This is a genomic window from Aeropyrum camini SY1 = JCM 12091, from assembly GCF_000591035.1.
Lineage (GTDB): Archaea > Thermoproteota > Thermoprotei_A > Sulfolobales > Acidilobaceae > Aeropyrum > Aeropyrum camini.
Genome location: NC_022521.1, coordinates 1167260 through 1189367, shown reverse-complemented (window position 1 = coordinate 1189367; position 22108 = coordinate 1167260). Strand labels below are relative to the sequence as shown.

Annotated in this window: 24 protein-coding genes; 11 read left to right on the top strand and 13 right to left on the bottom strand. The window is 54.2% G+C overall.

What is annotated here, in order from left to right; all coding sequences use genetic code 11:
* Nucleotides 1–4 precede the first annotated feature (4 nt).
* A complete protein-coding gene (locus tag ACAM_RS06230) occupies nt 5–1177 on the bottom strand; it encodes an iron-containing alcohol dehydrogenase (RefSeq protein WP_022541969.1) in 1173 nt (390 codons plus the stop codon).
* A gap of 301 nt (nt 1178–1478) precedes the next feature.
* Complete coding sequence (gene glyA, locus ACAM_RS06225; protein WP_022541968.1) at nt 1479–2798, bottom strand: serine hydroxymethyltransferase; 1320 nt, start codon at nt 2796–2798, stop codon at nt 1479–1481.
* Between the two features lie 83 nt (nt 2799–2881).
* Between glyA and ACAM_RS06220 the strand changes: the two genes are divergently transcribed.
* From ACAM_RS06220 to ACAM_RS06210, 3 genes are all read left to right on the top strand, one after another.
* Nucleotides 2882–3700 carry an aldo/keto reductase gene (locus ACAM_RS06220; RefSeq protein WP_022541967.1) on the top strand — a complete coding sequence of 273 codons (819 nt, stop codon included), beginning with the start codon at nt 2882–2884 and terminating at the stop codon, nt 3698–3700.
* Nucleotides 3701–3728: 28 nt separating this feature from the next.
* Nucleotides 3729–4967, top strand: coding sequence for a bifunctional phosphopantothenoylcysteine decarboxylase/phosphopantothenate--cysteine ligase CoaBC (coaBC, locus tag ACAM_RS06215; protein ID WP_022541966.1), 1239 nt, complete (start codon nt 3729–3731; stop codon nt 4965–4967).
* Nucleotides 4968–5051: 84 nt separating this feature from the next.
* Complete coding sequence (locus ACAM_RS06210; protein WP_022541965.1) at nt 5052–5909, top strand: NAD+ synthase; 858 nt, start codon at nt 5052–5054, stop codon at nt 5907–5909.
* Between the two features lie 541 nt (nt 5910–6450).
* On the opposite strand, the gene ACAM_RS08365 is transcribed toward ACAM_RS06210, so the two are convergent.
* Nucleotides 6451–6600: a hypothetical protein gene (locus tag ACAM_RS08365; protein ID WP_156315864.1), complete on the bottom strand. Its 150-nt coding sequence runs from the start codon at nt 6598–6600 to the stop codon at nt 6451–6453.
* A 283-nt stretch (nt 6601–6883) separates the two neighbouring features.
* On the opposite strand from ACAM_RS08365, the gene ACAM_RS06205 reads away from it, so the two are divergent.
* Nucleotides 6884–8068: a hypothetical protein gene (locus tag ACAM_RS06205; protein WP_148706452.1), complete on the top strand. Its 1185-nt coding sequence runs from the start codon at nt 6884–6886 to the stop codon at nt 8066–8068.
* Nucleotides 8069–8072: 4 nt separating this feature from the next.
* On the opposite strand, the gene ACAM_RS06200 is transcribed toward ACAM_RS06205, so the two are convergent.
* A complete protein-coding gene (locus ACAM_RS06200) occupies nt 8073–8420 on the bottom strand; it encodes a hypothetical protein (RefSeq protein ID WP_022541962.1) in 348 nt (115 codons plus the stop codon).
* Between the two features lie 146 nt (nt 8421–8566).
* Between ACAM_RS06200 and rimI the strand changes: the two genes are divergently transcribed.
* Nucleotides 8567–9142, top strand: coding sequence for a ribosomal protein S18-alanine N-acetyltransferase (rimI, locus tag ACAM_RS06195; RefSeq protein WP_022541961.1), 576 nt, complete (start codon nt 8567–8569; stop codon nt 9140–9142).
* Between the two features lie 63 nt (nt 9143–9205).
* On the opposite strand, the gene ACAM_RS06190 is transcribed toward rimI, so the two are convergent.
* Complete coding sequence (locus ACAM_RS06190; RefSeq protein ID WP_022541960.1) at nt 9206–10597, bottom strand: digeranylgeranylglycerophospholipid reductase; 1392 nt, start codon at nt 10595–10597, stop codon at nt 9206–9208.
* Between the two features lie 194 nt (nt 10598–10791).
* Between ACAM_RS06190 and hsp20 the strand changes: the two genes are divergently transcribed.
* Together hsp20 and ACAM_RS06180 are read left to right on the top strand one after the other, a co-directional pair.
* Nucleotides 10792–11322: an archaeal heat shock protein Hsp20 gene (hsp20, locus tag ACAM_RS06185; RefSeq protein ID WP_022541959.1), complete on the top strand. Its 531-nt coding sequence runs from the start codon at nt 10792–10794 to the stop codon at nt 11320–11322.
* Between the two features lie 129 nt (nt 11323–11451).
* Nucleotides 11452–12087: a ZPR1 zinc finger domain-containing protein gene (locus tag ACAM_RS06180; RefSeq protein WP_022541958.1), complete on the top strand. Its 636-nt coding sequence runs from the start codon at nt 11452–11454 to the stop codon at nt 12085–12087.
* A 45-nt stretch (nt 12088–12132) separates the two neighbouring features.
* Here the strand turns inward: ACAM_RS06180 and ACAM_RS06175 are convergent, their stop codons facing one another.
* From ACAM_RS06175 to hxlB, 6 genes are all read right to left on the bottom strand, one after another.
* Complete coding sequence (locus tag ACAM_RS06175) at nt 12133–12480, bottom strand: hypothetical protein (protein ID WP_022541957.1); 348 nt, start codon at nt 12478–12480, stop codon at nt 12133–12135.
* Between the two features lie 205 nt (nt 12481–12685).
* On the bottom strand, nt 12686–13147 hold the full coding sequence (locus ACAM_RS06170) for a hypothetical protein (protein ID WP_022541956.1): 462 nt from the start codon (nt 13145–13147) through the stop codon (nt 12686–12688).
* An 85-nt stretch (nt 13148–13232) separates the two neighbouring features.
* The gene (locus ACAM_RS06165; protein WP_022541955.1) at nt 13233–13652 is read right to left on the bottom strand and encodes a hypothetical protein; all 420 of its coding nucleotides are present in this window, start codon (nt 13650–13652) and stop codon (nt 13233–13235) included.
* Between the two features lie 89 nt (nt 13653–13741).
* A complete protein-coding gene (locus tag ACAM_RS06160; protein WP_022541954.1) occupies nt 13742–14683 on the bottom strand; it encodes a hypothetical protein in 942 nt (313 codons plus the stop codon).
* A 15-nt stretch (nt 14684–14698) separates the two neighbouring features.
* Entirely contained in the window at nt 14699–15565 is an 867-nt protein-coding gene (locus ACAM_RS06155; protein WP_022541953.1) for a hypothetical protein, read from the bottom strand.
* The gene (hxlB, locus tag ACAM_RS06150) at nt 15562–16200 is read right to left on the bottom strand and encodes a 6-phospho-3-hexuloisomerase (RefSeq protein WP_022541952.1); all 639 of its coding nucleotides are present in this window, start codon (nt 16198–16200) and stop codon (nt 15562–15564) included. The genes ACAM_RS06155 and hxlB overlap by 4 nt, the downstream gene beginning before the upstream one ends.
* Before the next feature lie 112 nt (nt 16201–16312).
* On the opposite strand from hxlB, the gene ACAM_RS06145 reads away from it, so the two are divergent.
* Both ACAM_RS06145 and ACAM_RS06140 read left to right on the top strand, forming a co-directional pair.
* Nucleotides 16313–17152, top strand: coding sequence for a pantoate kinase (locus tag ACAM_RS06145; RefSeq protein WP_022541951.1), 840 nt, complete (start codon nt 16313–16315; stop codon nt 17150–17152).
* 75 nt (nt 17153–17227) lie between these two features.
* Nucleotides 17228–18013: a phosphopantothenate/pantothenate synthetase gene (locus tag ACAM_RS06140; RefSeq protein WP_022541950.1), complete on the top strand. Its 786-nt coding sequence runs from the start codon at nt 17228–17230 to the stop codon at nt 18011–18013.
* Here the strand turns inward: ACAM_RS06140 and ACAM_RS06135 are convergent.
* On the bottom strand, nt 17969–18607 hold the full coding sequence (locus ACAM_RS06135) for an SH3 domain-containing protein (RefSeq protein WP_022541949.1): 639 nt from the start codon (nt 18605–18607) through the stop codon (nt 17969–17971). The genes ACAM_RS06140 and ACAM_RS06135 overlap by 45 nt on opposite strands.
* Nucleotides 18608–18725: 118 nt before the next feature.
* On the opposite strand from ACAM_RS06135, the gene ACAM_RS06130 reads away from it, so the two are divergent.
* Nucleotides 18726–19493: an ABC transporter ATP-binding protein gene (locus ACAM_RS06130; RefSeq protein ID WP_022541948.1), complete on the top strand. Its 768-nt coding sequence runs from the start codon at nt 18726–18728 to the stop codon at nt 19491–19493.
* Complete coding sequence (locus tag ACAM_RS06125) at nt 19490–20710, top strand: ABC transporter permease (protein ID WP_158318598.1); 1221 nt, start codon at nt 19490–19492, stop codon at nt 20708–20710. The genes ACAM_RS06130 and ACAM_RS06125 overlap by 4 nt, the downstream gene beginning before the upstream one ends.
* 274 nt (nt 20711–20984) lie before the next feature.
* Here ACAM_RS06125 and ACAM_RS06120 read toward each other — a convergent pair whose 3' ends face one another.
* Nucleotides 20985–21725, bottom strand: a complete 741-nt coding sequence (locus tag ACAM_RS06120) for an SNARE-associated domain-containing protein (protein ID WP_022541946.1) — start codon at nt 21723–21725, stop codon at nt 20985–20987.
* Nucleotides 21726–22108: the final 383 nt, after the last annotated feature.

Genomic DNA, 22108 nt, shown 5'->3' with positions numbered 1-22108 from the left:
ACTACTAGTACATGTTGTATAGCAGAGTTTTTACTTCTTCCAGGGTGGGCATGACAGGGTTGAAGGCGAGCTCGGGATCCCTGAAAGCCTCTTCAGCTATCTCATCAGCTAGGGCAACATATTCTTCTCTCCCAAGATCCACAAGCTCCCTAACCCTCGCGGGCTGTCCCACTTTCGCGTAGAGGTCCTCTATATGGTCGGCCAGGCTATCCCTAGGCTCTAGACCTAGGAGAGACTCGAGTATAAGCTTCAACTGTCCATACTTATCCCCCGCATATACACTCCTCGACTCGTTAAACCTGACTACATGTGGAAGCACCATGCCGACTGTAGCCCCATGGTGAGTCCCAAGCCTGGCTCCAAGTGGGTGGGCTATTGCGTGGGCAAGGCCGAGGCCGGAGTTTGTGAAAGCCATACCAGCCATAGTGGCTGCGAGATGCATCTCAGCCCTGGCCTCGTAGTTCCCCGGGTTCTCAACGACCTCCGGTAGCCTCCTAAAAACAATCTCGACAGTCTTCACCGCAAGCGCGTCTGACAGTGGGTTGGCGTTTGTAGACACCAGGGCTTCTACGCTATGCGCCAGAGCGTCAACCCCAGTGCCCACGGATAGCTTCTTGGGCATGCCTAGCGTTATGGAAGGGTCGAGTATTGATGCGTAGGGCACCACCTCGTAGCTGCCGACGGCGACCTTCTCTCTGCGTCCCTCAGCAATCCTTGTGAGTACAATACCGTAGCTTGCGTCGCTGCCTGTGCCGCTGGTAGTTGGGACAGCCACTAAAATTACGCCTGAGTCTTCGAGGCCAAGATGCTCGAAGGGAGCCAGGCCGTCTAAGCTCGCATCAGGCCTAGCGGTCTTTACAAACCCGGCTTTAGCCGCATCTATAACACTACCCCCGCCAACAGCTATTATGGCCTCAGCCCGGCACCTCCTAGCCTCCGAAGCTATAGCGTCTCCCACCTCAAACCCAGGCTCCGGCTCGACCGCGTCAAAGACACAAGCTTTAATCCCAATACTAGCGATGTGCTCTATAGCCTCCTTGAACCAGTCCATACCAGCGATGACAACATCAGTCACAATTAGGACACGCTTAACTCCCCTATCGCCTAAGAGAGTTTCAAGAGCTCTGGGGAGGTCCTCTCTATACACTATCCTGCGGGGGAAGACAAATTCAACCATAGAGGAGCACCATGATAGGAATACTCGACATAGACTCTATATTAGAATCTGCCGCTGTAACCCGTCTAGAGATGCTGGGACGGTACCCTAGCATGAATTTTTAGAAAAGAGTCTCACCGATTAATGATTAACCAGTATCACCTACAACTCTGGCTGGCTATACTGCTAGGGTTGTCGGGGGCTAAGTACCCGTGGTCACCCCCTAACCCGTCTGCGGGTCTGGTCCCACGGGTCGGCGCAGCCCCCGGTACTAATGTAGGGCAACAACGTTTTTCCCCGTTTCCGCAGGCTTAAGCCCGCCCTACCGGGATAGGCTCATTATATCGGCTATGGTCTCTATTCTAATGTCTTTGTCATCGAGGCTGTAGTGTATTTTCACGAACTGCTTCCTGAACTCTTTCACCTGCTCTGCCACCTTCTTTGGATCCTCCTTGTCCACGAGCACCCTGCGTATGAGTCTTGCTATTTCCTCCATCTCCCCATGCTTCATACCTAGCCTTGTGACCTCCTGCACTCCTATCCTGATCCCGCTCGGGTCTTTCACAGCCTCGGGCGGATCCCAGGGTAGGAGGTTCTTGTTCACTATTATGTTAGCCTCTTCAAGGAGCGTGGCACACTTGGCACCTCCCCCCAGGTCTCTCACGTCTACAACGACCTGGTGGCTCCGTGTGTATCCTAGGTGTTCTCCAATAACCTTTAGCCCCTCGGCCGCTAAGGCTTCAGCCAGCTTTCTGGCGTTGCTGGTAATCTGGGAGGCGTATTCTCTCCCGTAGAGTATCATCTCTACTGTAGTTATGGCAGTGGCTGGTATCCTATGGAGGTGATGATTGCTTACCCACCAGGGGAAGATTGTTTTTGATACCTTCTTGTAGAGCTGCTCGTCACTGAAGAATACAGCGCCTCCCTGGGGGCCTGGGAAGGTTTTGTGTGTTGAGCCTGTAACAGCGTCAGCACCCCTCTCGAGAGGATTGGGCCATGCACCCCCCATTATTAGCCCCAGCACGTGGGCCGCGTCGTAGACCAGCTTACCTCCAACGCTGTGTATGGCGTTAGCTATCTCCTCAGCAGGATGTGGGAACAGATATACACTGCCTCCCAGCACAGCGAACCTCGGCCTAACCTCTTCTATCAACTTAACAGCCTTGTCAACATCAACATTCATGTTCTCCTCGTCGTAGGGCATGGCAACCTGCTCTATCCCTAGGGCGCCTAGAGTTCCAAATTTTGTGTGGCTTACATGGGCTCCGGCCTGTACAGGAGCTATCACGGCCTTGTCGCCAGGCTCCGCTAGGACCCTGAAGACGCTTGCATTGGCTATAGTGCCGCTGACGGGCCTCAGCTCTACTAGGTTAGTGCCCATCATACTTCCCATTAACTCCCCGGTTAGCACCTCAAGCTCGTCTATGTAGCGGGCTCCCTGGTAGTACCGCTTGAAGGGCTTGCCCTCCGCGTACCTGAACATAAAGTCGCTCATATACGCCTTGAGCGCTGTGAGGCTCATAATATTCTCCGAGGCTATAAGGTTTATAGACTCCTTGAGCCTCCACGTGTTATGCCGGGTAGTCGACTCTACTATCTTAAGCGCCACGGAGAGGGGGTCTGTAAGGTCGAGTTTCTTCAAGAGGTCTCCACCTAGTTAACTCTATATTCTTGTTACCGATAAAACCGTTCACTGAGACCCGAAATATACTAGGGGTTGTGGTCATGCCACTTTTCCCTATTGACTACAATGACTTCAAACCAATCGGTAAGACTAAAGAGCGGCTCTCTGCAGTGGGGCTTGGCACCTGGGCTATTAGAGACTACTCGTCGGCCCTGGAGTCCTATGTCTACGCCATAGAAAGGGGTATTAACCATATAGACACGGCGGAGATGTACGGGGCTGGCGAGGCCGAGAGGTTTGTGGGCAGGGTGTTAAGGAGCGTTGGTAGGGATAGGGTTTACGTCGTGACTAAGCTTTATCCCTTCAGGTTTAGGGATCCTGATGAGGCTGTGAAGGCGGCGCGTGCCAGCGCCGAGAGGATGGGGGTCGGCTATGTAGATATAATCCTCATACACTGGCCCGACCCTCAGACTCCCATCAAAGACCAGATAAGGAGTCTAGAAGCCATAGCTGAGGCCGGTCTAGCACGCTATATAGGGGTCAGCAACTTCTCCAAGGAACAGCTAGAGGAGGCTCTGGCCGCCACTAAGAAGCATGAGATTGTGGTAAACCAGGTTAAGTACAGCGTGCTTGACAGGCGTGCCGAGGACCTCATACCCCTGGCTGTGGAGAACTCTATACTGTTAGAGGCATACTCGCCGCTGGAGAGGGGGCATGTAGCCGAGGTTAGGCTACTGGCGAAGATAGGCAGGCAGTATGGCAAAACGCCTGTTCAAGTAGCGCTTAACTTCATAGTGTCCCGGCCGAACTTCATAGCCATACCAAAGGCCGAGAGAATGGAGCATGTCGACGAGATACTAGGGTCGCTCGGGTGGAGGCTCAAGCCGGAAGATATAGAGCTTATAGAGGAGAGGCTGTAAACCGCCAGACCCCAGAGGTGGCCCTAGCTTGGACGGCGACCTCGCCCACCCCTCCATGGATATTCTGTATGAGGTTAACGATTACCTTAAAGGAAAGACTATAGTGTTGGGTGTTACGGCCAGCGTTGCTCTCTACAGGTCGCTGGACCTGGCGCGCTGGATGTTGAGAAGGGGGGCTAGGGTTATAACTATCATGACGCCGGAGGCGGCCAAGCTGGTGTCGCCGGAGATGTTCCACTGGGCCGCTGGAAGCCCTGTATACACGGGATTCACTGGAGGCGTGGAGCACATATCAACAGCCAGGGAAGCCTCAGCCATGGTGGTGGCTCCAGCTACTCTCTCCACACTGGCTAAAATAGCCTACGGTGTTGCTGATAATCCAGTGGCGCTAGCCGCTGTATCTATTATGGGCTACGGGAAACCTGTTGTGGCAGTGCCAGCTATGCACGGTAACATGTACGATAGTCCCCAGGCCAGGGAGGTTGTAGCTAAGCTCAGGAGCCAGGGGGTGCTCGTGGTCGAGCCTAAACTAGAGAAAGGTGTGGCTAAGTACCCTGAAACCCATGCTGTGGGTAGAGTAGCTGCCGCCCTGGCGAGGAGAGGTTCTAGGGATCTTGAGGGGGTTAGGGCGCTTGTAACTCTAGGAGCCACTAGAGAGTGGCTTGACAGGGTCAGATTCATATCAAACCCTAGCAGCGGTGTGATGGGGCTGGAAGCGGCTCTAGAACTCTACGCTAGGGGGGCTGAGGTCGATGTAGTGGCTGGGCACGCAAGCGTTGAAATACCTCACTTGTTCAAAGTTGTGAGGGTGAACACGACAGAGGATATGGCGGCCGCTGTAGAGGAGCTGACTAGCATGAAGGAGTACGACGCTGTAGTGGCCGCAGCCGCTCCGGTAGACTTCAGGCCGGCTGGCAAGTTTGAGGGTAAGATAAGGAGCGGCCAGAGGCTGGTCCTCGAACTCGAACCAACCCCCAAGGTCTTGGATAGTATAGCCAGGAAGCCAGGGGTTCTAGTAGCGTTCGCCGCCGAGTATGTTGAAAGTGTGGATAGTCTTCACGGCCCTGCTATGGAGAAGTTGGAGAAGTATAACGCTGACCTGGTGGTAGCTAACAGGGTGGGTGTGGAGGGGGTGGGCTTCGCCAGCCCCAAGTTGGAGGTTCTTATGCTTGACAGGAGTGGGAGGACTCTGCTTAAAGGCTCTTTCCACAAGGAGATTGTCGCCGCGGCGATAGCCGACACAATAGCAAAGCTGCTTTCTAGATAGAAATTGGTAAGGGCGTTGGAGCTAGTGTTCTCATTATCATTTTATGGCTCCCCTCACCGAATGCTTTGTCTGGTGTGAATAGTTTTGGCTGTCAACTATAAGGTAAGTATAGACGATGTCGTTGACATGGATTACAATGGCGTGAGAAATGTTCTCACAAAGTTCCTCAAGGCATATCTCGAGGCCTCAGGAGCCTCGGGCTATGTTGTCGGTATAAGCGGGGGTGTCGACTCCAGCCTCGCACTGGCCCTAGCCGTAGACGCCGTAGGAAGCAATAGGGTCACAGCCCTTGTAATGCCGGATCGCGAGGTTACTCCCGAGAAGGATGTGAATGACGCTCTGAGGCTTGCTAGGAGTTTTGGTGTTGAACATGCGGTAATAGACATCTCACCCGTAGTTATGGTGTATACTTCAACCATACCAATCTACGAGTATGAGGAGAAAGATAGAGTCCCGGTTGGAAACCTTAGGGCTAGAATACGCGCCAACGTACTATATTATTATGCAAACAAGCTGGGTAAGCTTGTTTTAGGCACTGGCGATAGGAGCGAGTATCTAATAGGCTACTTCACAAAGTACGGTGATGCTGCATGCGACATAGCACCGCTGACGGTTCTATATAAGTCTCAGGTCAGGAAGCTCGCAGAGCTTATGGGCGTGCCCAGGGATATAGCTTACAAGCCCAGCAGCCCGAGGCTGTGGAGGGGTCATGAGGCGGAAGCAGAGCTTGGCCTATCGTACAACGAGATTGATATTATACTCTATGCCAGGTTCGATCTTAACGTGCCATGGGAAGAAATCCCCACGGTAACCGGGTTGGACAGGTCCAAAGTCGAAAGGGTCAGACTCCTCCATGAAACCAGTAGCCACAAGCGCTCGCCTCCAGCCTCCCCCTCGCTGGAGGAAGTGAAAAGGTATCACAGGCGGGCCGGCGGCACGTAGGCAGGGGCCGACAAGCAACAACCACTATAGTCCACGGGGATATGGAGGAAACAGTCGGATCCGGCTCGACAAGCCCATCGGCCCCTGGAATGTGGGCCTGCGGCGCGTGCCCGGGCTAGGGACTCCCCATCTCCAGGGACTTCCCTATCTAGATGAAGAGTAAATCTCACGCAGTTATATCATTATTCAGTTAACACGATACTCTCAGGTTTACTTGGACAGGAATGATGTTTTAGATGACCGTTTAAACAGGGTTTCTACCGCTCCATGATAGCCACCGCCAATGCGTAACGTGAAAGTTCGAGGGGATGATATGGGGAGTTAGGCAAGACACCGGATTCTAGCCTGCTAGCTATGCTCTCGCCATAAGCTTAGAGAAGTAACGTTAATTCAATCCAGGATTACTTTGTACCCCGCCTTACCGATCCGCCTTCATCTTCATCCCCCCTTTGGGGGTCTCGGCGGACGTGAGACCGGCGGGGCGTCCATAGTTTTAATAATGAAGTGCTTCTGGGGGTATATCTGGCTTAGTGGTTGAAGATCACCTGCTTTTCCTACCTAGTGTGTAGGCATGGTAGGCTGAGATGTGGTACTCCAGGTCTCGGGGAGTGGAAAATATTGCCTCGCAGAGGGGGCATCGCAGCATGCCATCTATCGTGGCGACTCGGAACAGGGAACCCTCTGTTATCAACGTCTTATAACCTTCTCTATCCCCCTTTCGCTGTGTTTTTGAACCCTCCATTGTGCGGCACCCTGGATGGCAGCCTCAATCTGTTTTGGTCGAAATACTATAAGGGTGTTCAGGTTTCCAGGGGCGAATCTTACTCCCCCCGCCACTATTGGATACGCAGCCCACGAGCGGAGCGCGGGCTGCTCTGGAGGCTGGTGTGTATAGCGGTATAAAGCCTTAGGGCTTCACAGTAATTTTCTAGGGGTAAATATTCGGTAGACTATAGTGTGGGAAGGCGATGGTGATGTCTGGAGGCCCTCTTGACAGGCCTTTTGCGTCGCGTGTAGCAAGCGTAATTAAGGAGTTTTATAGTGGAGAAGGTTATACTGTAAAGGAGAACGAGCACGCTATGGATATCATAGTGGAGGCTAACGTCGGTGTTACCAGGATAAGGATAGGGTTCCTCGTAGACTGTGGTGGCGACTTCTACTCTTGTATTGGGAGGGCGTATGCTGCTTGGAAAGACGGTGTTATAGATAAGGCGGTAGTTATTATTTCCGACCAGTCCGTACCGGCGAGCCTTGCAGGCAAGTTCGGTTTTATAGACTTTGTGTTCAGGGATGAGATTGAAGCTATGGTTTCTGCAAGTACTGTGGAGGCGGAGAGGGTTGAGACTCTATACTATAGGCCTAACGTCAGTGTTGAGGATGTCGCGAAGCTTGCTGAAAAACATAGGGGGAGGATCATAAAGAAGGGGGAGTTCGTGGGCGCGTCGACAGCATTCATACCGCTCTACTGCTTCGACGTGGATTTCCACACGGTTGATTTCGTGGAGGAGGCTCTTGAGCATGCGACAGCTGTGCTATGCTTCGACGGCATAACAGGAAGCACAATCCACTATGACGAGGGGCTAAGGATCCTGGGGGAGTGGAAGGGGCTGGGTCTGCTGAGCAACGAGGCGGTGGCGGTTCTAAAGAGAATAGCCGAGCTTGGGGAGGCGAGCATAGCGGAGCTTAAGGAGGAGTTCGGCGGCAATGTTGATATAGAAAGCATTATAGAGGTGCTAGTTGAAAAGAGGCTCGTCGAGCCCGTAGGCATGGACATATTTACCCTGGCCGAGCCGCCCCTGGAGGCGGCTCAGCTAGAGAGGATCCTCGAGTCCAAGTTTGCGGGGTTTAAGGCTGTCGGCAGACCGGGCTGTGGTTTCACGCTGACGCCCCGTGTTAGCATGCACAATATAGTTAAGATACTGTCAGCCTTCGGCGGGGTGAAGGGATATAGGATTGTATACTATCCTCTGCTCCTGCTGGTTTACCGTAGGGAGGTTAAGGGTAGGACTATAGAGATTACTATACTAATCGATGGTCTAGTAAAGAAGAGGCTAGCGGAAGTTGAAGAGCTGCTTGGCGAGAGCCCCGCAGTGGCTGATATAGACAGGATAATTGAATATATATTGAAGAAGCGTGATATAGAAGTCTGCCAACAATAAGATTTCAGGATGCCGCTAAGCCCATAGCCCTTGGCACGTCGTTTCGCGTGCTGAGGCTTAGGCTCTCCTCGCTAGCATCTTCACCGCCAGCAGACACTGCCTCCATAATAATCTCCGCTAGATCCTCCGGTGTTACTGATGTCCTCAATGCATCCTCCAGGTTTATTCGTTTGCGGCCTACCTTTATAGAGGGGGGTCCACAGTCGAATATACATGAGAGCGTCTCAACACCCCCCTCAACCCTCATGTAGATCTCGAGGAGGTAGTTACTCCTGATTATTTTAAGCGCCTCGAAAACCTTGAAAGCGAGCTCAGAGCCCGAGGCCGAGCCTGGATAGAAGACTACTTCCATCCCACACACCCCCCACTCCGAGACTAATACAATATCCGCTGAAACATTTGAGGGGAGGCTTATTAGGGGTTTAACCCCCTGTATTCCTATGATAATCCTGAGGTGCAGTACCTGCAAAAGGCGCTATCTCAGGGTAGAGGGTGTTGATGAACCGAGAAGCCCAAGAGAGCCAGGGAGATGTGAGAATAAGGAAGGCTAGGGCTCAGGATATACCTGTAGTTATGGAGATAAATCTAGAGAGCCTCCCAGAGAACTACTGGTACGGCTTTTACAAGTACATTCTTGACAACTGGGGGGAAGCGTTCCTAGTAGCTGAGATTAGGGGGGAGATAGTAGGCTACGCTATGAGTAGGGTGGAGCACACCTCTGATCCAGTGCTTCTCGGTATGAAGGATGAGCTCGAGGGGGATAAGAGTGTTATAGAGAAGATACTGGACGCGATTAGAAATCAGCTGAGCGAGGAAAGGCCGGTGGGGCATCTGGTGTCCATAGCTGTGAGACCCAAATTCCGGGGGCGGGGGATAGGGTCTATGCTGTTGAGCGAGACGATATATGTAATGGAAAATGTGTATAAAGTTGACGCAATATTTCTCGAGGTAAGAGTTTCGAACACCCCTGCAATAAGGCTCTACGAGAAGTTCGGATTTAGAAAAGTTAGGAGGATTAGAGGGTACTACAGAGATGGCGAGGACGCGTTTGTAATGGTGAAAAGACTGATATAAGCGTGTTCGGCGTCCCCGGAGGGAGGGACAAGGATAATCAAAAGCTTGAAGCCGTAGGATCTGCTACCAGTCGACGCCGAGACGAGTCTTGTATTCCCTGTAGAGGTTCTCAACCCTGTCTACCCATTTTGCTAGGTCCTTAGGATTCTCCGGGTATTCGTAGTATAGCTTCTTGACCTTAGACATGTATTCTGCCACTACCAGCAGTTCCATAAGCTTTGTAGGCCTTCCGAGCAGCTTAGCCAGGACCTTAGCCTTTTCGAGCAGCGTTAAGTTCAGCCTCCTTATCTCACCCTGGGTGCTAGCCTCCACGAGGCTATCAACGTTTGCCAGCCCATTCCTCATAGCCCACTCTACCTCCTCGTTGGTCAGGGTCTGGAGGTATATCCTTAGAATGTCTAGCCCCGCCTGTTTCGCGCCAGTACTCCTCATGTAGCCTAGGTTTACGTCCCAGAGAGTCTCAACAGAATAGTCGCCCTTCTCAAAAGCTTTTTCGATGCCTCTAGCGGCATACATAGCGGCGGTCATGGCATAACCCATACCGCCACCGTGTACAGGGTTTACAGTGTAGGCGTTGTCCCCTATACTAACAAAGTTGTCCCATACTATCGTGTTGGCGGGCCTACGTGTCGGCAATAATGCCCCAGCCTCATTTAGAAGCCTTACAACCCTGCCTGTGTCGGGCCTCCTCGATAGATATTTCTCGTAGAGGTGTCTGGGGTGTGGATACCCCCGGCCCCTCTGAACGCCTATCCCTATGTTGGCTATCCTCCTCCCCTTTGGGAAGAGCCACCAGTAACCGCCTGGCGCTATATCGGCGTTTATGTAAATCCTTATAACGTCGGGCTCCTCTATGTCATAGTCGAGCTCTACTATCTTCCTATATGCCACGGCGCTATCGGTGGGTTTCAAGGGCTCGACCACGGGCCAGCTGCTCGGGAGCTTCCTCTTAATAGCGCCTCCACTGCCAGTGGCATCTACAACTATTTTCGAGTAGAACTTTATGTAGACGTCTCCGTCTTCTCCATGCTTCTTTGCATAAACACCAGCCAGCTTTCCATTCTCGATAATAGGTGATAGAGCATGTGTATTCAGGTAGACGTCAACACCCGACTTTTCAGCCTCCTCTAGAAGCTGTAGCCCATACTTGTTCCTATCTATCATGAACCCTCCTTCCGGCTCGGAGAGCCTGATTTTCACCTCCTCTGAGGGGCTGTAGATATCCACCGCGTTTACGATCTGCATCATGGCCTCTCCCTTCGGAAGCGGTAGGCCTGTCTCTAGGAAGTGTCCCTTACCTATAGCGTCGCCACAGGGTTTGCCCCAGACTCTGCTAAAGTCTGCTATATCCAATCCCGCTACTTTAAGCCCGGTATCCTTGAGGAGGTATGCTAGGGAGGATCCCGCTGGTCCAAGACCAACTATAACAACATCATACCTATACTCTGTAGCCAAGCCGGAACACCCATGCCATTAACATATTTCGTAACCTTACTCTCTATTTATCTGAGTTGATATATAATTATATGATAAACAGTTTAGACGCTGGCCAATGTTTGGGAGCGGCGTAGATAAACTTTAGACACTCCAGTCCAAGACCAAGACTTTATTGAGCTCGGCCGAGTATATCAATTAAAATGGTGGTGTGTATGAGCTGGTTTAGGAGGAGGAGAAAGAGCTTCTTCGACATAATCGAGGATATATTCAGGGAGTTTGAGGAGGAATTTAGAGAGCTAGAAGAGGAGTTCGAGAAGCTGGCTTCAAGGGTTCAGAGCGGGGGAGAGGAGCTCGGCAAAGGCCCCTACATATACGGAGTGAGGATAACAATAGGCCCAGACGGTGTTCCCAAGGTTGAGGAGTTTGGTAACATAAGGATGGCTAGGGGGAGGCCTCAGATTAGGGAGGAGATGGAGCCGCTGGTGGACGTTATTGAGAGAGACGACGAAGTATGGATTGTAGCCGATATTCCCGGAGCTAGCAAGGATAAGATTAAAGTTAGGGCTACTGAGGATAAGGTTGTGATAAAGGCGGAGAACGGGAAGAAATATTATAAAGAGGTGGAGCTGCCGGCTAAAGTGGATCCCAAGAGCGCTAAAGCGTCCTACAGGAACGGCGTCCTAGAGATTAAGCTGAGGAAGGTTAAGCCCGCTGAGGAGGGTACTGAGGTTAAGGTTGAGTAGCCTGATTGCAATCTCTGCAAATCCATAATCAACTTTTCTCTCATTAACGCGTAGAGGGTGGAGTATAGCTGTCAGGCTCCAACATTCAATAGATAAACATAGAGACGGTGTGCCCAGAGGGTGCTCGTGTTGGCCGGAGAATCTCCTGGAGGCGATGTTCTAGAAAGGCTTATAGCTGAGAGTGGGAAAACCCCCATTAAGATAGCTGAGGTTGATAATGCGGTATGTCCGGCCTGCGGAGCACGAGCCATGAAAATCTCCGAGTATCTATACAGCGTTCCATATTTCAACAATATAATCATCGGAGTAGGCGAGTGTAGGAGCTGTGGCTACAGGTATAGGGATGTGCGATTAGCAGAGGCGACGGAGCCTAAGAAAATTATTGTCACTGTTAAGGGTGAAAAGCAGCTGAGGTATCTCCTGGCCAAGTCGCCCTTGTCAGCAGTGTACATACCAGAGACGGGTCTGGAAATGATACCCGGTGCAGTTAGTGTTGGTTTCATAACAACTGTTGAGGGGATACTCCATAGGTTCCATGAGGTGGCCCAGGTAGCGTGTAAGGAGGGCGTTGTTGATCCGGAGGATCTTGAGAAGTGCAAGGGCGTTATAAAGTGGATAGAGGAGGCTATAGAGGGTAGACGGGCTTTTACACTTGTCATCTGCGACTTTGACGGGCTTAGCAGGGTTATAGGAGAACCCCAATATGTGCGAGAGGAGGACATTGACGAGAAGTGCAGCTCGCTGAAGCCAGGGTTCATGGAGTAGTATCTTGCAGCCATGACAGGTGGAGGCGAGGTACTTAGATGCTTTTTAAAGGTTTTTGAGCTTGTCCAGCTCTTGCAGGGCGTTTCTGAGGCTGGCTAGCTTGGACTCATCATCTTCGGCTGTTATAGCCTCGACGAGGTGGGCCACAACCTTGTAGAGCGTCCCTATGGCTATGGAGTGGCTGTCAATCCTAGACTCGAGTACTTTCGCCCTGGCCGAGAGACTGTCAACAAGGTCCTCCAACACCTTGATTGCTATCTCTAGATCCGACTCTTCGTGGTGATGATGGTGATGGTGGTGCTCGTGTTCGTGGTGGTGTTCCCGCTCGACCTCCTCTACTATCTTCTCTATATCTTCCTTCTTCTTGGGAAGCGTCATACGCCTCCTAGGCACCCTGGAGCCACCAAGCTCTTATCAGTTATTGCAGGTATTAATATCGCTACGAGCGCGAGAATACTATGAATGTGGCCGATGAAGAGTGGTATTACCGCCTAGTTGGTGTGGATTGCGATGACGATGCCCCAGTGCTGAGGCCTCTTGTTAAACTTGTTAGAATGTTGTTTTACGGGTAGTAACGGGTTAAAACACCGTGCCAGCCCTATATGGGGGGCGAAGGAACTTTTATCACCACAGTCTTCACAACCCCGTTCTCCATTATAAGCCTTATATTCAGGTCTATATCCCCTAGTTTGGAGAGCGGCGACAGGGCTCTCCTAACCTTCTCTAGGCTGGCTATGCTGGTTTGAAGCCCCCTGGCCACATTGGTGAGCAGGTTGGTCTCGGAGAGAGGTTCCGGGTTTATATAGACTTCAACCCCGTTCAGCTTTGCAGCGGTTGTTGTTTGTCTTCCAGCAATCCTCTGCCCCCCAGCCAGCTCCGCGAATATCTGCTCCAGCTTCACGGCGGCCTCGCTGAGGGTCTTAAGCTTCTCTATATCCCGTATTATGTCGCCTAGCACCGCCTTCTTCCTCTTGATCTCGTTGTCGAGAAAGTCGAATAGCTGGCTGACATTAGTAAACTCGTACACATCCACGGTGGAAGGCTGCTCTTGCTCGGACAAAGGGCTTCACCCACATTCTGATCTTTGGGCCTCACCCAGTTTATAAGGTAACAGGGGTATTGCTGCGGTGGGCCCGCCTACCCCCTTATGGAGAGGGGAGACTGGGCCTTTCACCGCCGGGGTCTCGATGTTTCGTCCTAACCTCTGTTCTCGTATTCCATGTTTTTGCCAACTCCTCTATACTCCTAGCGGCCTTCTCCGCCACTTCCCTAGTGGCGTTTAACATACACTTAGCCATGCACTCTCTAAGAGCCTCGGGTCTATCCCTCAGCCTGCTACATTTCTCGTAGAAACAGACTCTTTCAAGGGGCTCCACGTTTATAGTAACTATTATAAGGTTGTCTACTCGAACCTTCCTAACTACACCCTTTACACCAGCCTCCTCGATTATCTCTTCTACATCCTCCTCTCTAGCCAAGTCTACGTCCAGTATTGATGAGCGGGTAGGGCTTACTAGCCCTCTGGCTATTGTGATGGCCAGCTCAGCCTTGCTCCTAACCTTCAAGGCCCTCTAGCCCCGTGCCACTCTAGCGTTGGGCACGGAGGAATTTAGGAGTTAGGCCCTTCTATATCAGGCGAAGTCCCCGGGGGAGGTTAGCTCCTTTTAGGACGTTCCAGCTTGGTCTCTAAGCCTCTTACGCCGATGTAGAGTGTGCGGCCGCTGGATCCTGCTGCTGCGGACACGCGGATTTCCCCTCCCTCGAATAGTTCTAGAGCAACATTGTATTCGAAGGATACTACCCATAGGCCCTCTTGTGAGCGGGCGCACGGCGGGTAGTGGAGCGCGGATGGCTGGCCGGGGGGTATGTGGAGTGTTGTCTCTACCGCGTTTAGCGTAGGGGTGTCTATAGCCCAGTATGTGCTTAGTGGTTTGCACGTAGAGCCGGGTTCTAGTGGTGCTGCCACGAACGTCACCCTTCTGCCCTCTACTAGCCTTCTCCTCCAGCCGACGCGGTACGAGCCTTGTAGCGGCCCCCTGTATTCTATAGTGTCGAGCTCTGGCCGTCCCAGCTTTTCGAGGGTTTCCAGCAGGGTGTAGGGGTCTAGAGCTTCAAACACAACAATGTCTATGTCGGAGTAGGCTGGGTTTGAGGTTTGCGTTGCTAGGGAGCCTGTGAGGCCGAACCCTCTTAGCGGGAGCCTCTCTAGAGCCCGCGCTATCTTGTGTAGTGTTTTTAGCGTCCAGTAGGGCCCCTGCCTGTATACCTGGTCGAGAGCCTCCGCCGGGTGAATGTAGAGTGTAACGTTTTCTGAGGGGACGTAGGGCATGTGGACGTTGTAGAGCCCGTCGAAACGCATATCGAGACCCAGTCTCCTGGCGGAATCCTCGACTCCGGTGGGGGTGTAGTGCTCCAGCGTTCTACAAAACCTTAGACCAGCCCTGCTCCAGGGAGCGTCTTCCATGCAAGGCTCGTACTTTGGAATCGCTGGTATGAGGCCTGGAGGGGATGGCACGCCTACTGCCTGGTGTATCCTGGAGAGCCTGTCGAAGATCATGGCTCCGTGTACGTGGCTTAGGTTCCCAGCCTTGTACATGGTGGCCCGCCTCTTTTACCATGCGCTGGCCATAGGCTTCAGGTGGCCTTTCAGGTCGGGCGACGCAGTTATTGCGCCATTTTGGTCTGCGAAAACCTCGAGAACACCGGCGTAGACCCCTGGCTTGAGCTCCTGGTAGCTCGTCCTCCAAGTCTCGACAACAGCGGGAAGCCCCAGCTTCAGCAGAACAGCTCTGTACCTTGCTGGCACTAGTATACTGTCTAGCGCCTCCTGTTCCCCAGTTATTTCTAGCGGGCCTGCGTAGAGGCCTAGAGGGGTGAGCCTTTTCGAGCATTCTCGTGGGGTGGTGTATCTGAGTATTCTGAGGGTGTAGCACGCGGTCTCGCCGCCGTTCTTTATGCACGAGTCTAACAGTCTAGCACTATCTAGTGGGTACTCGCTTCTCTTGTGTTTGTGCCGCACTATGGCGCCTCTGGACTTGAGGTATTTCAACGCTAGATAGATTTCGTCGGGGTCTCCGTAGACTATCAGGTCTACGTCGCTTCCTCTATCCTCGGCGAAAACGGCCCAAGAGCCTGTTAGCCCTGCTAGCTCGGGGTTAACCTCCTCTAGCAGGTGCTTTATAGGGTGTGGCAGGTCGGGGTACCTTAGCTCCAGCACCCTCCAGGGGTTTACAGGCTTTGAGGAAGCGGCATCCAGGCTCAGCATGGGGACGGGCCCGCCTCTGCATGGGAAGTGTTCTATCGTCCAGAGGGGCGCCTGCTCTATGCTGCGTGGGTCTAGCCTTTTGCCGCCCCTCCTGTAGGGTGCTGCCACTACCTTGCCCGGCGGGTGTTCATACCCCTTGACTATCCAGTACTCGGCGGGGCTTCCAGGAGCCTCTACTATCCAGCCTTCGACAAAGCTGTATGCGGAGGTCATAGCTCTACGTTGGCATGCATGTTCCTCATGTACTCCTCGTCTATGCCGAGCCTGGTCATGAGGGAGTATATCACTCCGTCGAGGAAAATCATTGTGGTGTCTTCGAAGAGGGTTCCTAGGGGGGCTAGGGGCTCGTGTATACCAAGTATCTGGCGGGCGAAGTAGTCGTCCATCTTGCTGGACTTTGTCCGGCCTGGCACCCTAACCACTATGTCTGCGAGGCCTCCCAGGGGGCTGTCGGGGTATGTAGTTATGGCAGCTACTGTGGCTCCAACCTGTTTAGCCGTCTCAGCAGCCGTAACTATCACCTTAGTCCTACCCGAGCCGGATATCGCCACGACCAGGTCGCCCTCTCTGACGCTGGGTACTATGGTTTCGCCGAGGACATAGGAGTTGAAGCCTAGGTGTAGGAGCCGCATTGCGAACGCCTTGCCCACGAGGCCGCTCCTGCCGGCCCCCATTACAAGAACCTTGCGCCCCTCCCTGTAGACCCTTTCCAGCTCTTCGACAAAACGGTCTACCTGGCCCACGTCTATCTCGTTTATAGAGTTTATTATGAAGAGTGCTATTTCCGACATTGTTTTGAAGACGGGGTGGGAGAGCTTGGAGTCCCTGAGGTATATGTTAAGCTGCACAGGGTTACCCCCCGTGTGAGACCCTTCCATTATAGAGCGTTTCCGCGGGAAACCTTTAATATGGGGTAGAGCTGGAGGCTGCGGGACTTCGGCTCAGCTAAGGGTGGTTTAGGTGGTTCGCTGCGTTTCAACTCCACACCATATAACAGCGCTGTTCAGGCCTGTCCCCGGGCCCGGCCCTGGCTATAGCGGCAGTATAGGGGCTGGGCTGGCTGTGGAGCCTAGGGCAAGGTTCTGCCGAGGCTTAGAGGAGTTGGAGGGGGAATATAGGCTCCCCCAGTTTGAGAAGGCTGCAGGGCTCCTGGGGGCTAGGCCGCGTGGACGGCTGGTACACCCTTTACCCCCGGGGAGGGGGTATGCGGTTAGCGCCGCCTCTGCGATACTCGGCGCTCTTGCCGCGTCTGTTGAGAGTGGCGTGGGCGTGCTTAGAGCCTATAGGGCTGCCCACGATGTCGAGGTTTCAATGTCCACGGGCCTGGGAGACGTGGCCTCCATAGCCTGTGGCATTGGCCTCGTGATCCGATACTCCCCAGGGCCTCCGGGTGAGGCTCTTGTGGACTGCATCCCCACAGGCCCCGGGCTCTATATAGTGGCGGGTGAGGCCGGCTCAATGGACACCAGCAGGCTTATAGGATTGTATTCTAGCCAGAGGTTTGTGGACGAGGTTTCCCGTAGCCTCTCCAGAATATTCAGGGAGCCTAGCTTGGACAGGTTCTTCGAGGAGGCTGAGAAGGTGACCACGCTGCTGGGGCTTGACTCGAAGCTGGTGGGCGTCGAGGCGGGCCGGATAATTACTGGGGTGGACGACGTCTACGGGTACTACGTAAAGAAGAGGGTGCTGGTGGTTGCCGTGGGTGAGGAGTCTGTCGGGGAGATAGCCAGGAGGATGGCAAGGGCGGGGCTTGCTGTGAGGCTTCTCAAACCCTCCACAGGCCCTCCTAGAGTGGAGTAGCTCCGCAGCCTGGGGGTGGGGGTGTTCTAGAATATCCCTCCTCCCGGGGACCATGGTTTTGAGGGTGTGGGCAGCTTGCATGAGGGCTTTGAGATACCTAGGAGCCATCCTAGGTATGAGTCTCTCGTTGCTAGGGAGAGGCTTGTTGAGATGTTTGAGAAGGGGGTTGTGGTGCCTCAGGGGCTTATAGCCCATGGGAGGGGGGAGTGTTTTGACTATCTTCTGGGGGAGAAGAGCCACGATTTCGCTCTTGAGGCTGGGAGGGCGACGGCGGCGTACCTGCTGTTGTCGAGGAGGCCTGTGATCTCCGTTAACGGGAACTACGCGGCGCTAGCCGCGGGTGAGATTGCGAGGCTATCCGAGGTCCTCGGGGGCAGGGCTATGGTGGAGGTTAACATATTTTATAGGACTGAGGAGAGGGTGAGGAGGATACACGAGGTCCTCGAGTCCGCCGGTGTTAGGGGTCTACTACCCCCGGACTGCGAGAAGACCCGGGTTCCCGGCCTGGAGAGCCCCCGCGGCATAGTTTGTGCTGAGGGCATAGCCTCCGCAGACTTCGTGCTGGTCGCCATAGAGGATGGTGACAGGACCGAGGCTCTTGTTAGGTGGGGTAAGAGGGTTGCAGCTATAGATCTCAACCCGTTCAGCAGGACGGCGCAGAAGGCTAGTGTGACTATAGTGGACGAGGCTGTCCGGGCCACTAGGAATATAGCCGGGTTTGTTGAGGAGCTTTCCGGAGCGAGCGAGGATAGGCTTAGGAGTATTGTGGAGGGCTATAACAACAGGGAGATACTCTCGAGGGCTTTCAGGGCTATATTAGATAGGCTCTCCAGCGCCGCTGAGTCGGGCATTCTCACCTAGCAGCCTCGCCTGGCTCCGGCTTGAGGCTGCCAGGGCTTTTTCCGCCTCCGACAGTATCTCCTCAGCTAGAATTATCTCTCTTTCCAGCTGCTCCTCATAGTTGTAGGCCTCTTCGAGGAACCTGGCCAGGAGTGGTAGTATTTCGAACGCTATCTCCCTCACCACTCTTCTATCCCTCTGTGTCGGGCTTCTGATTGTGGAGAGCCTCCTGAGTTTTTTAAGCAGTTTCTCCGGCTCCAGGCTCCAGAACTGGATCCTAAGAACTCTCACCTTGGGATCCAGGACCTCCTCTTCCCCGCCCTCATACTCCCTGACAGCCTTCTCAACAGCCCTCCTATCCCTTATCCTCCACCAGTGCTGATTCGAGGATCTGAAGCTAGTCTCTATTACGCCATACTCCCTCTCAAGCCTCGCTAGGAGGAGGCTGGGGTTGTACTCGAGCCCGTAGCTGGCTATCCTGGCCTTGAGGCCCTTGAAGCTGAAGTCCCCCGGCCTCGGCCCCCTCGCTGGAGACTGTGACTCCTCCAGCATGGCCTTGAGCACGATGTAGCCCTTCTCGCCGTATCTTTCGAGGAAGCCTCTCAGGCTATCCACCGCTCGGTGGCACCTCGCCGTGGCTGGGGGGCTGGGATTTTTTCGGGGGCCTCCTTTGTTATTATGGGGTTTCGGGTATAATTGCGTATCCTGGGCTCTCTGGGGGGATAGGTTTCCGGTGGACAAGAATAGTTGCGGCTGTCTAGAGGGGGGCTACGCAGCCTGCCTCTGCGGTGTTACGAAGAGTGTTAGGGGGAGGCCTATACTGAAGGGTGTTACGCTTGCCGTGGGCTTCGGCGAGATCCACGTGCTTGCGGGGCTCAATGGGGCTGGGAAGACGACTAGCTTGAGGGTGTTGATGGGCCTCCTCTCGCGTGACTCGGGGGAGGCGAGGGTCCTTGGTGTAGACCCTTGGAGCAGGGGGTTCGAGCCTGTTAAGAGGGAGGTGGGCTACCTGCCAGAGGATGCCTCGGTCTATGAGAGGCTGACCGGCATGGAGAACATACTTTTCTATGCTAGGCTCTACTCGGGCTGGCGCGGTGTAGAGGAGCTGGTGGAGAACGCCGTGCTCTACAGCGGCCTTTCGCGCGAGGACCTCTCTAGGAGGGCTGGGGGGTATAGTAAGGGTATGAAGAGGAGGCTCCTCCTGGGTATAACGCTCATGTCCAAGCCCAGGCTCGTGGTGCTCGACGAGCCCACCTCCGGGGTGGATCCGATAGCATCAAATAGAATAAAGAAGATTTTGAAGGGTCTTTCGCGTGAGGGGAGGGCTATACTCGTCACGACACACGATCTTTCGTTTGCGGAGGAGATTGCGGATAGGGTGACCATAATACATGGGGGTTTGACTGTTGCCAGCGGCCATCCGCACAGGCTTATGGAGGAGTATTGTGGGGAGACGTTGGAGGAGGCTTTCGTAAACGTAGTCACGGGTGACGGCTGTTGAGGCTATGGTCGGTGAAGACTATACTTTGGAAGGAGCTTCTCGACCTATCCCGCGATTACAAGACCCTGGCATACGTCGTGGTGCTACCCCTAGTCGCCCTCCCAGGTCTCGCCCTCTTCTCTGGGGGGCTCTACTCGGCCCAGTCTATAGACGTCTACATAGTGGATGCCGACGGCTCCGAACTCTCGAGCTTGTTCGCCGAGGGTCTTTCCAGGTATCTGGAGGGGGGCTTGCCGGGTGTGGATGTTAATGTGGAGATAGTAAGGGGGGTGGAGGGCTTCGACACCCCCTTTGGCTCCATAGCTGTGGTGATACCAGAGGGTTTTTCAAGTGGCCTTGAGGACCTCGATGGTAGAGTGTCTATAAAGCTCGTGGTGACGCCCGGCAGCCCCCTTGCAGGCCAGGTAGCGTCTCTTGTGGAGGGCTACACGTCGCAGTTCGAGAGGGCTGTTGTGGAGAGCAGGGTTTCCAGGCTGGCCGATGCTGCTGGTGTCGAGGTTGACGTTGACAATCTCCTAGACCCTCTGGAGGTGGAGAGGGAGTACATAGGCTTTGGAGGGGGTGCTGCGGGCGCCCGGGGCGAGGCGGTTGCTATGAGCGCTAGGGTTGTTGCCTTCAGCCTCTTCTTCGTGGTTAACCCGGCGATAGTTTTCGTCTCCGACTCTATAGTGGGGGAGAGGGAGAGGAGGACGCTGGAGAAGCTGCTGCTCACGGGGGCGTCGAGGCTGGAGATTCTCGCTGGCAAGATGGCTGCAGCCGCTGCTCTAGGACTTGCCGCTGCGGCTGCGGATAGTCTAGCGCTGGTAGCGTTCTTCGCTCTCTCCGGCTTCGGTCTGCTCCTCACCCCCCTTCTAGTGGTATCGTGGGCGGCCTCCTCCACCCTCCTTGTCGTGCTAACGGCGGGGATTACGGCATTCATTAGCGCGAGGAGCGAGACGATCAGGTCCGCGCAGAGCGGGTCTTTCATAGTGTTGATGATAGCCCTAGCCATATACTTCTCCGCACTTGTGGTCGACTATTCGAGACTCCCCTTCTGGATCTCCATAGCACTCCAGGCAATACCCTTCACACACGCCAGCCTGGCCGTCATAAAAGCGTCTGTGGGCGACCTCATGGCCACAACCCTGCACATGACCGTGCTCGCAGGCTTCACAGCCCTCTTCATAGCAGCGGCTGCACGAGAGTTCTCAAGCGAGAGGATTATCCTTCTTAAGTAGGGGGCTCTGGTGGTTGATCCCTCCCCATATCGGGGTTGAGAGCCCCAGTCGGGGTCCGCTATCCTCTTCACAGCCCCCACCGGGGGTTTAGACGTCTAACCGGGTTATCTGTGCCTCGTCTCCCCATCCTTTACTGGTTATACGTTGGGGGGCTGGCGTCCGTGCGTGCTAGGCGCTGGCAGCCAGGTCGTCCAGCGTGATCTACATTATTACTCCCGGGTTTTTAGGGAGGGTTCTTGACCCGGGGGGCGCAGGCCTAGGCTCTGGATAGTATTTATCTCCCCGTCCTTACAGCGTATCTTAGCGTGTTTTTCGTGTTTGAGGCGATCCGTGCTACTTCTTTTAATAGTGTTTTGGCGGCGGCTCTGCTGCCCTGGTTTATGTAGGTTGTGTAAACGCTGGTCCAGTCTATCGCTAGCACTAGAGCGGCTATGGCTAGGCTGAAGCCTAGGCTGACTGCGACTAGCATTAGCACGGCGCCGAGTGGATATCCTGTGGCAGGCGCCTCGGGGAGTAGGTAGTCTAGGAGGGCGCTTATGAGGCCTTTGGATGCTCTGCCGACACCGTAGAATAGGGTGACTAGGACGAGCTTGCCTGTTATGACTGCTATGGAGAAGTATAGGAGGTTGTAGAAGGTGGCCGCGAGCGGTATATATATTATGTCGTCGGGTATCGGGAGGAGTGCTATGAAGAATATTGCTATGGCGAGGCTAACCTTAGCCCGCCTAGACTCCATAAGCTTGGAGGAGTACTTTTTGACTAGGCGGCCACGGCCTGTCCTGGAGAACAGGTAGAGGCTGGCGGCGAAGAGCGCGACCTTGCCGATGCCGGCACCGAGGCCAGCGTAGAGGGCTGTTGCAAGCCAGTGTGAGTTCTCGCTGACGGCTGCGTAAGCCGAGATTACCGTCAGGTAGAAGGGTGGGAGGCCTGGTATGGCGTTGTTTATGAATGACACTATTGCAAGGCCTGGCAGGCCATACTCCTCCACGATATCCACCATGAGCTGGTAATCCATACCTCCGCACCCGCCGTCGATGGGGTCAGGCTTGTTACCCGCGATCCCAGCCCCAACGGGCAGCCAGCCCCAGTGGGGCTCCGCAACGTCCCTGCCTCATCACACCCAAAGGATAACACTAGTGGGACGCGGCTTTAAGCGGGAGAAACCGGCTACCCCACCACCAACCCGGGGGGCGCCTCAACCCTGCGCGGGCTCTACACCGCCCCCAACGGGGGCTTCCGCCCTTTCGAGCAATGTCACCGGCGCCCTCACAAACCTATAAATTAGGCTGGAGGGGTTAAACCGGTTCGCAGCGTTACACAATTACCCCTTCCTCGAAAGCTATATACTATATAACGGGCCCGCGGCTTCCCGGCGGCGGCGCGGGGGCGACGCGGGGT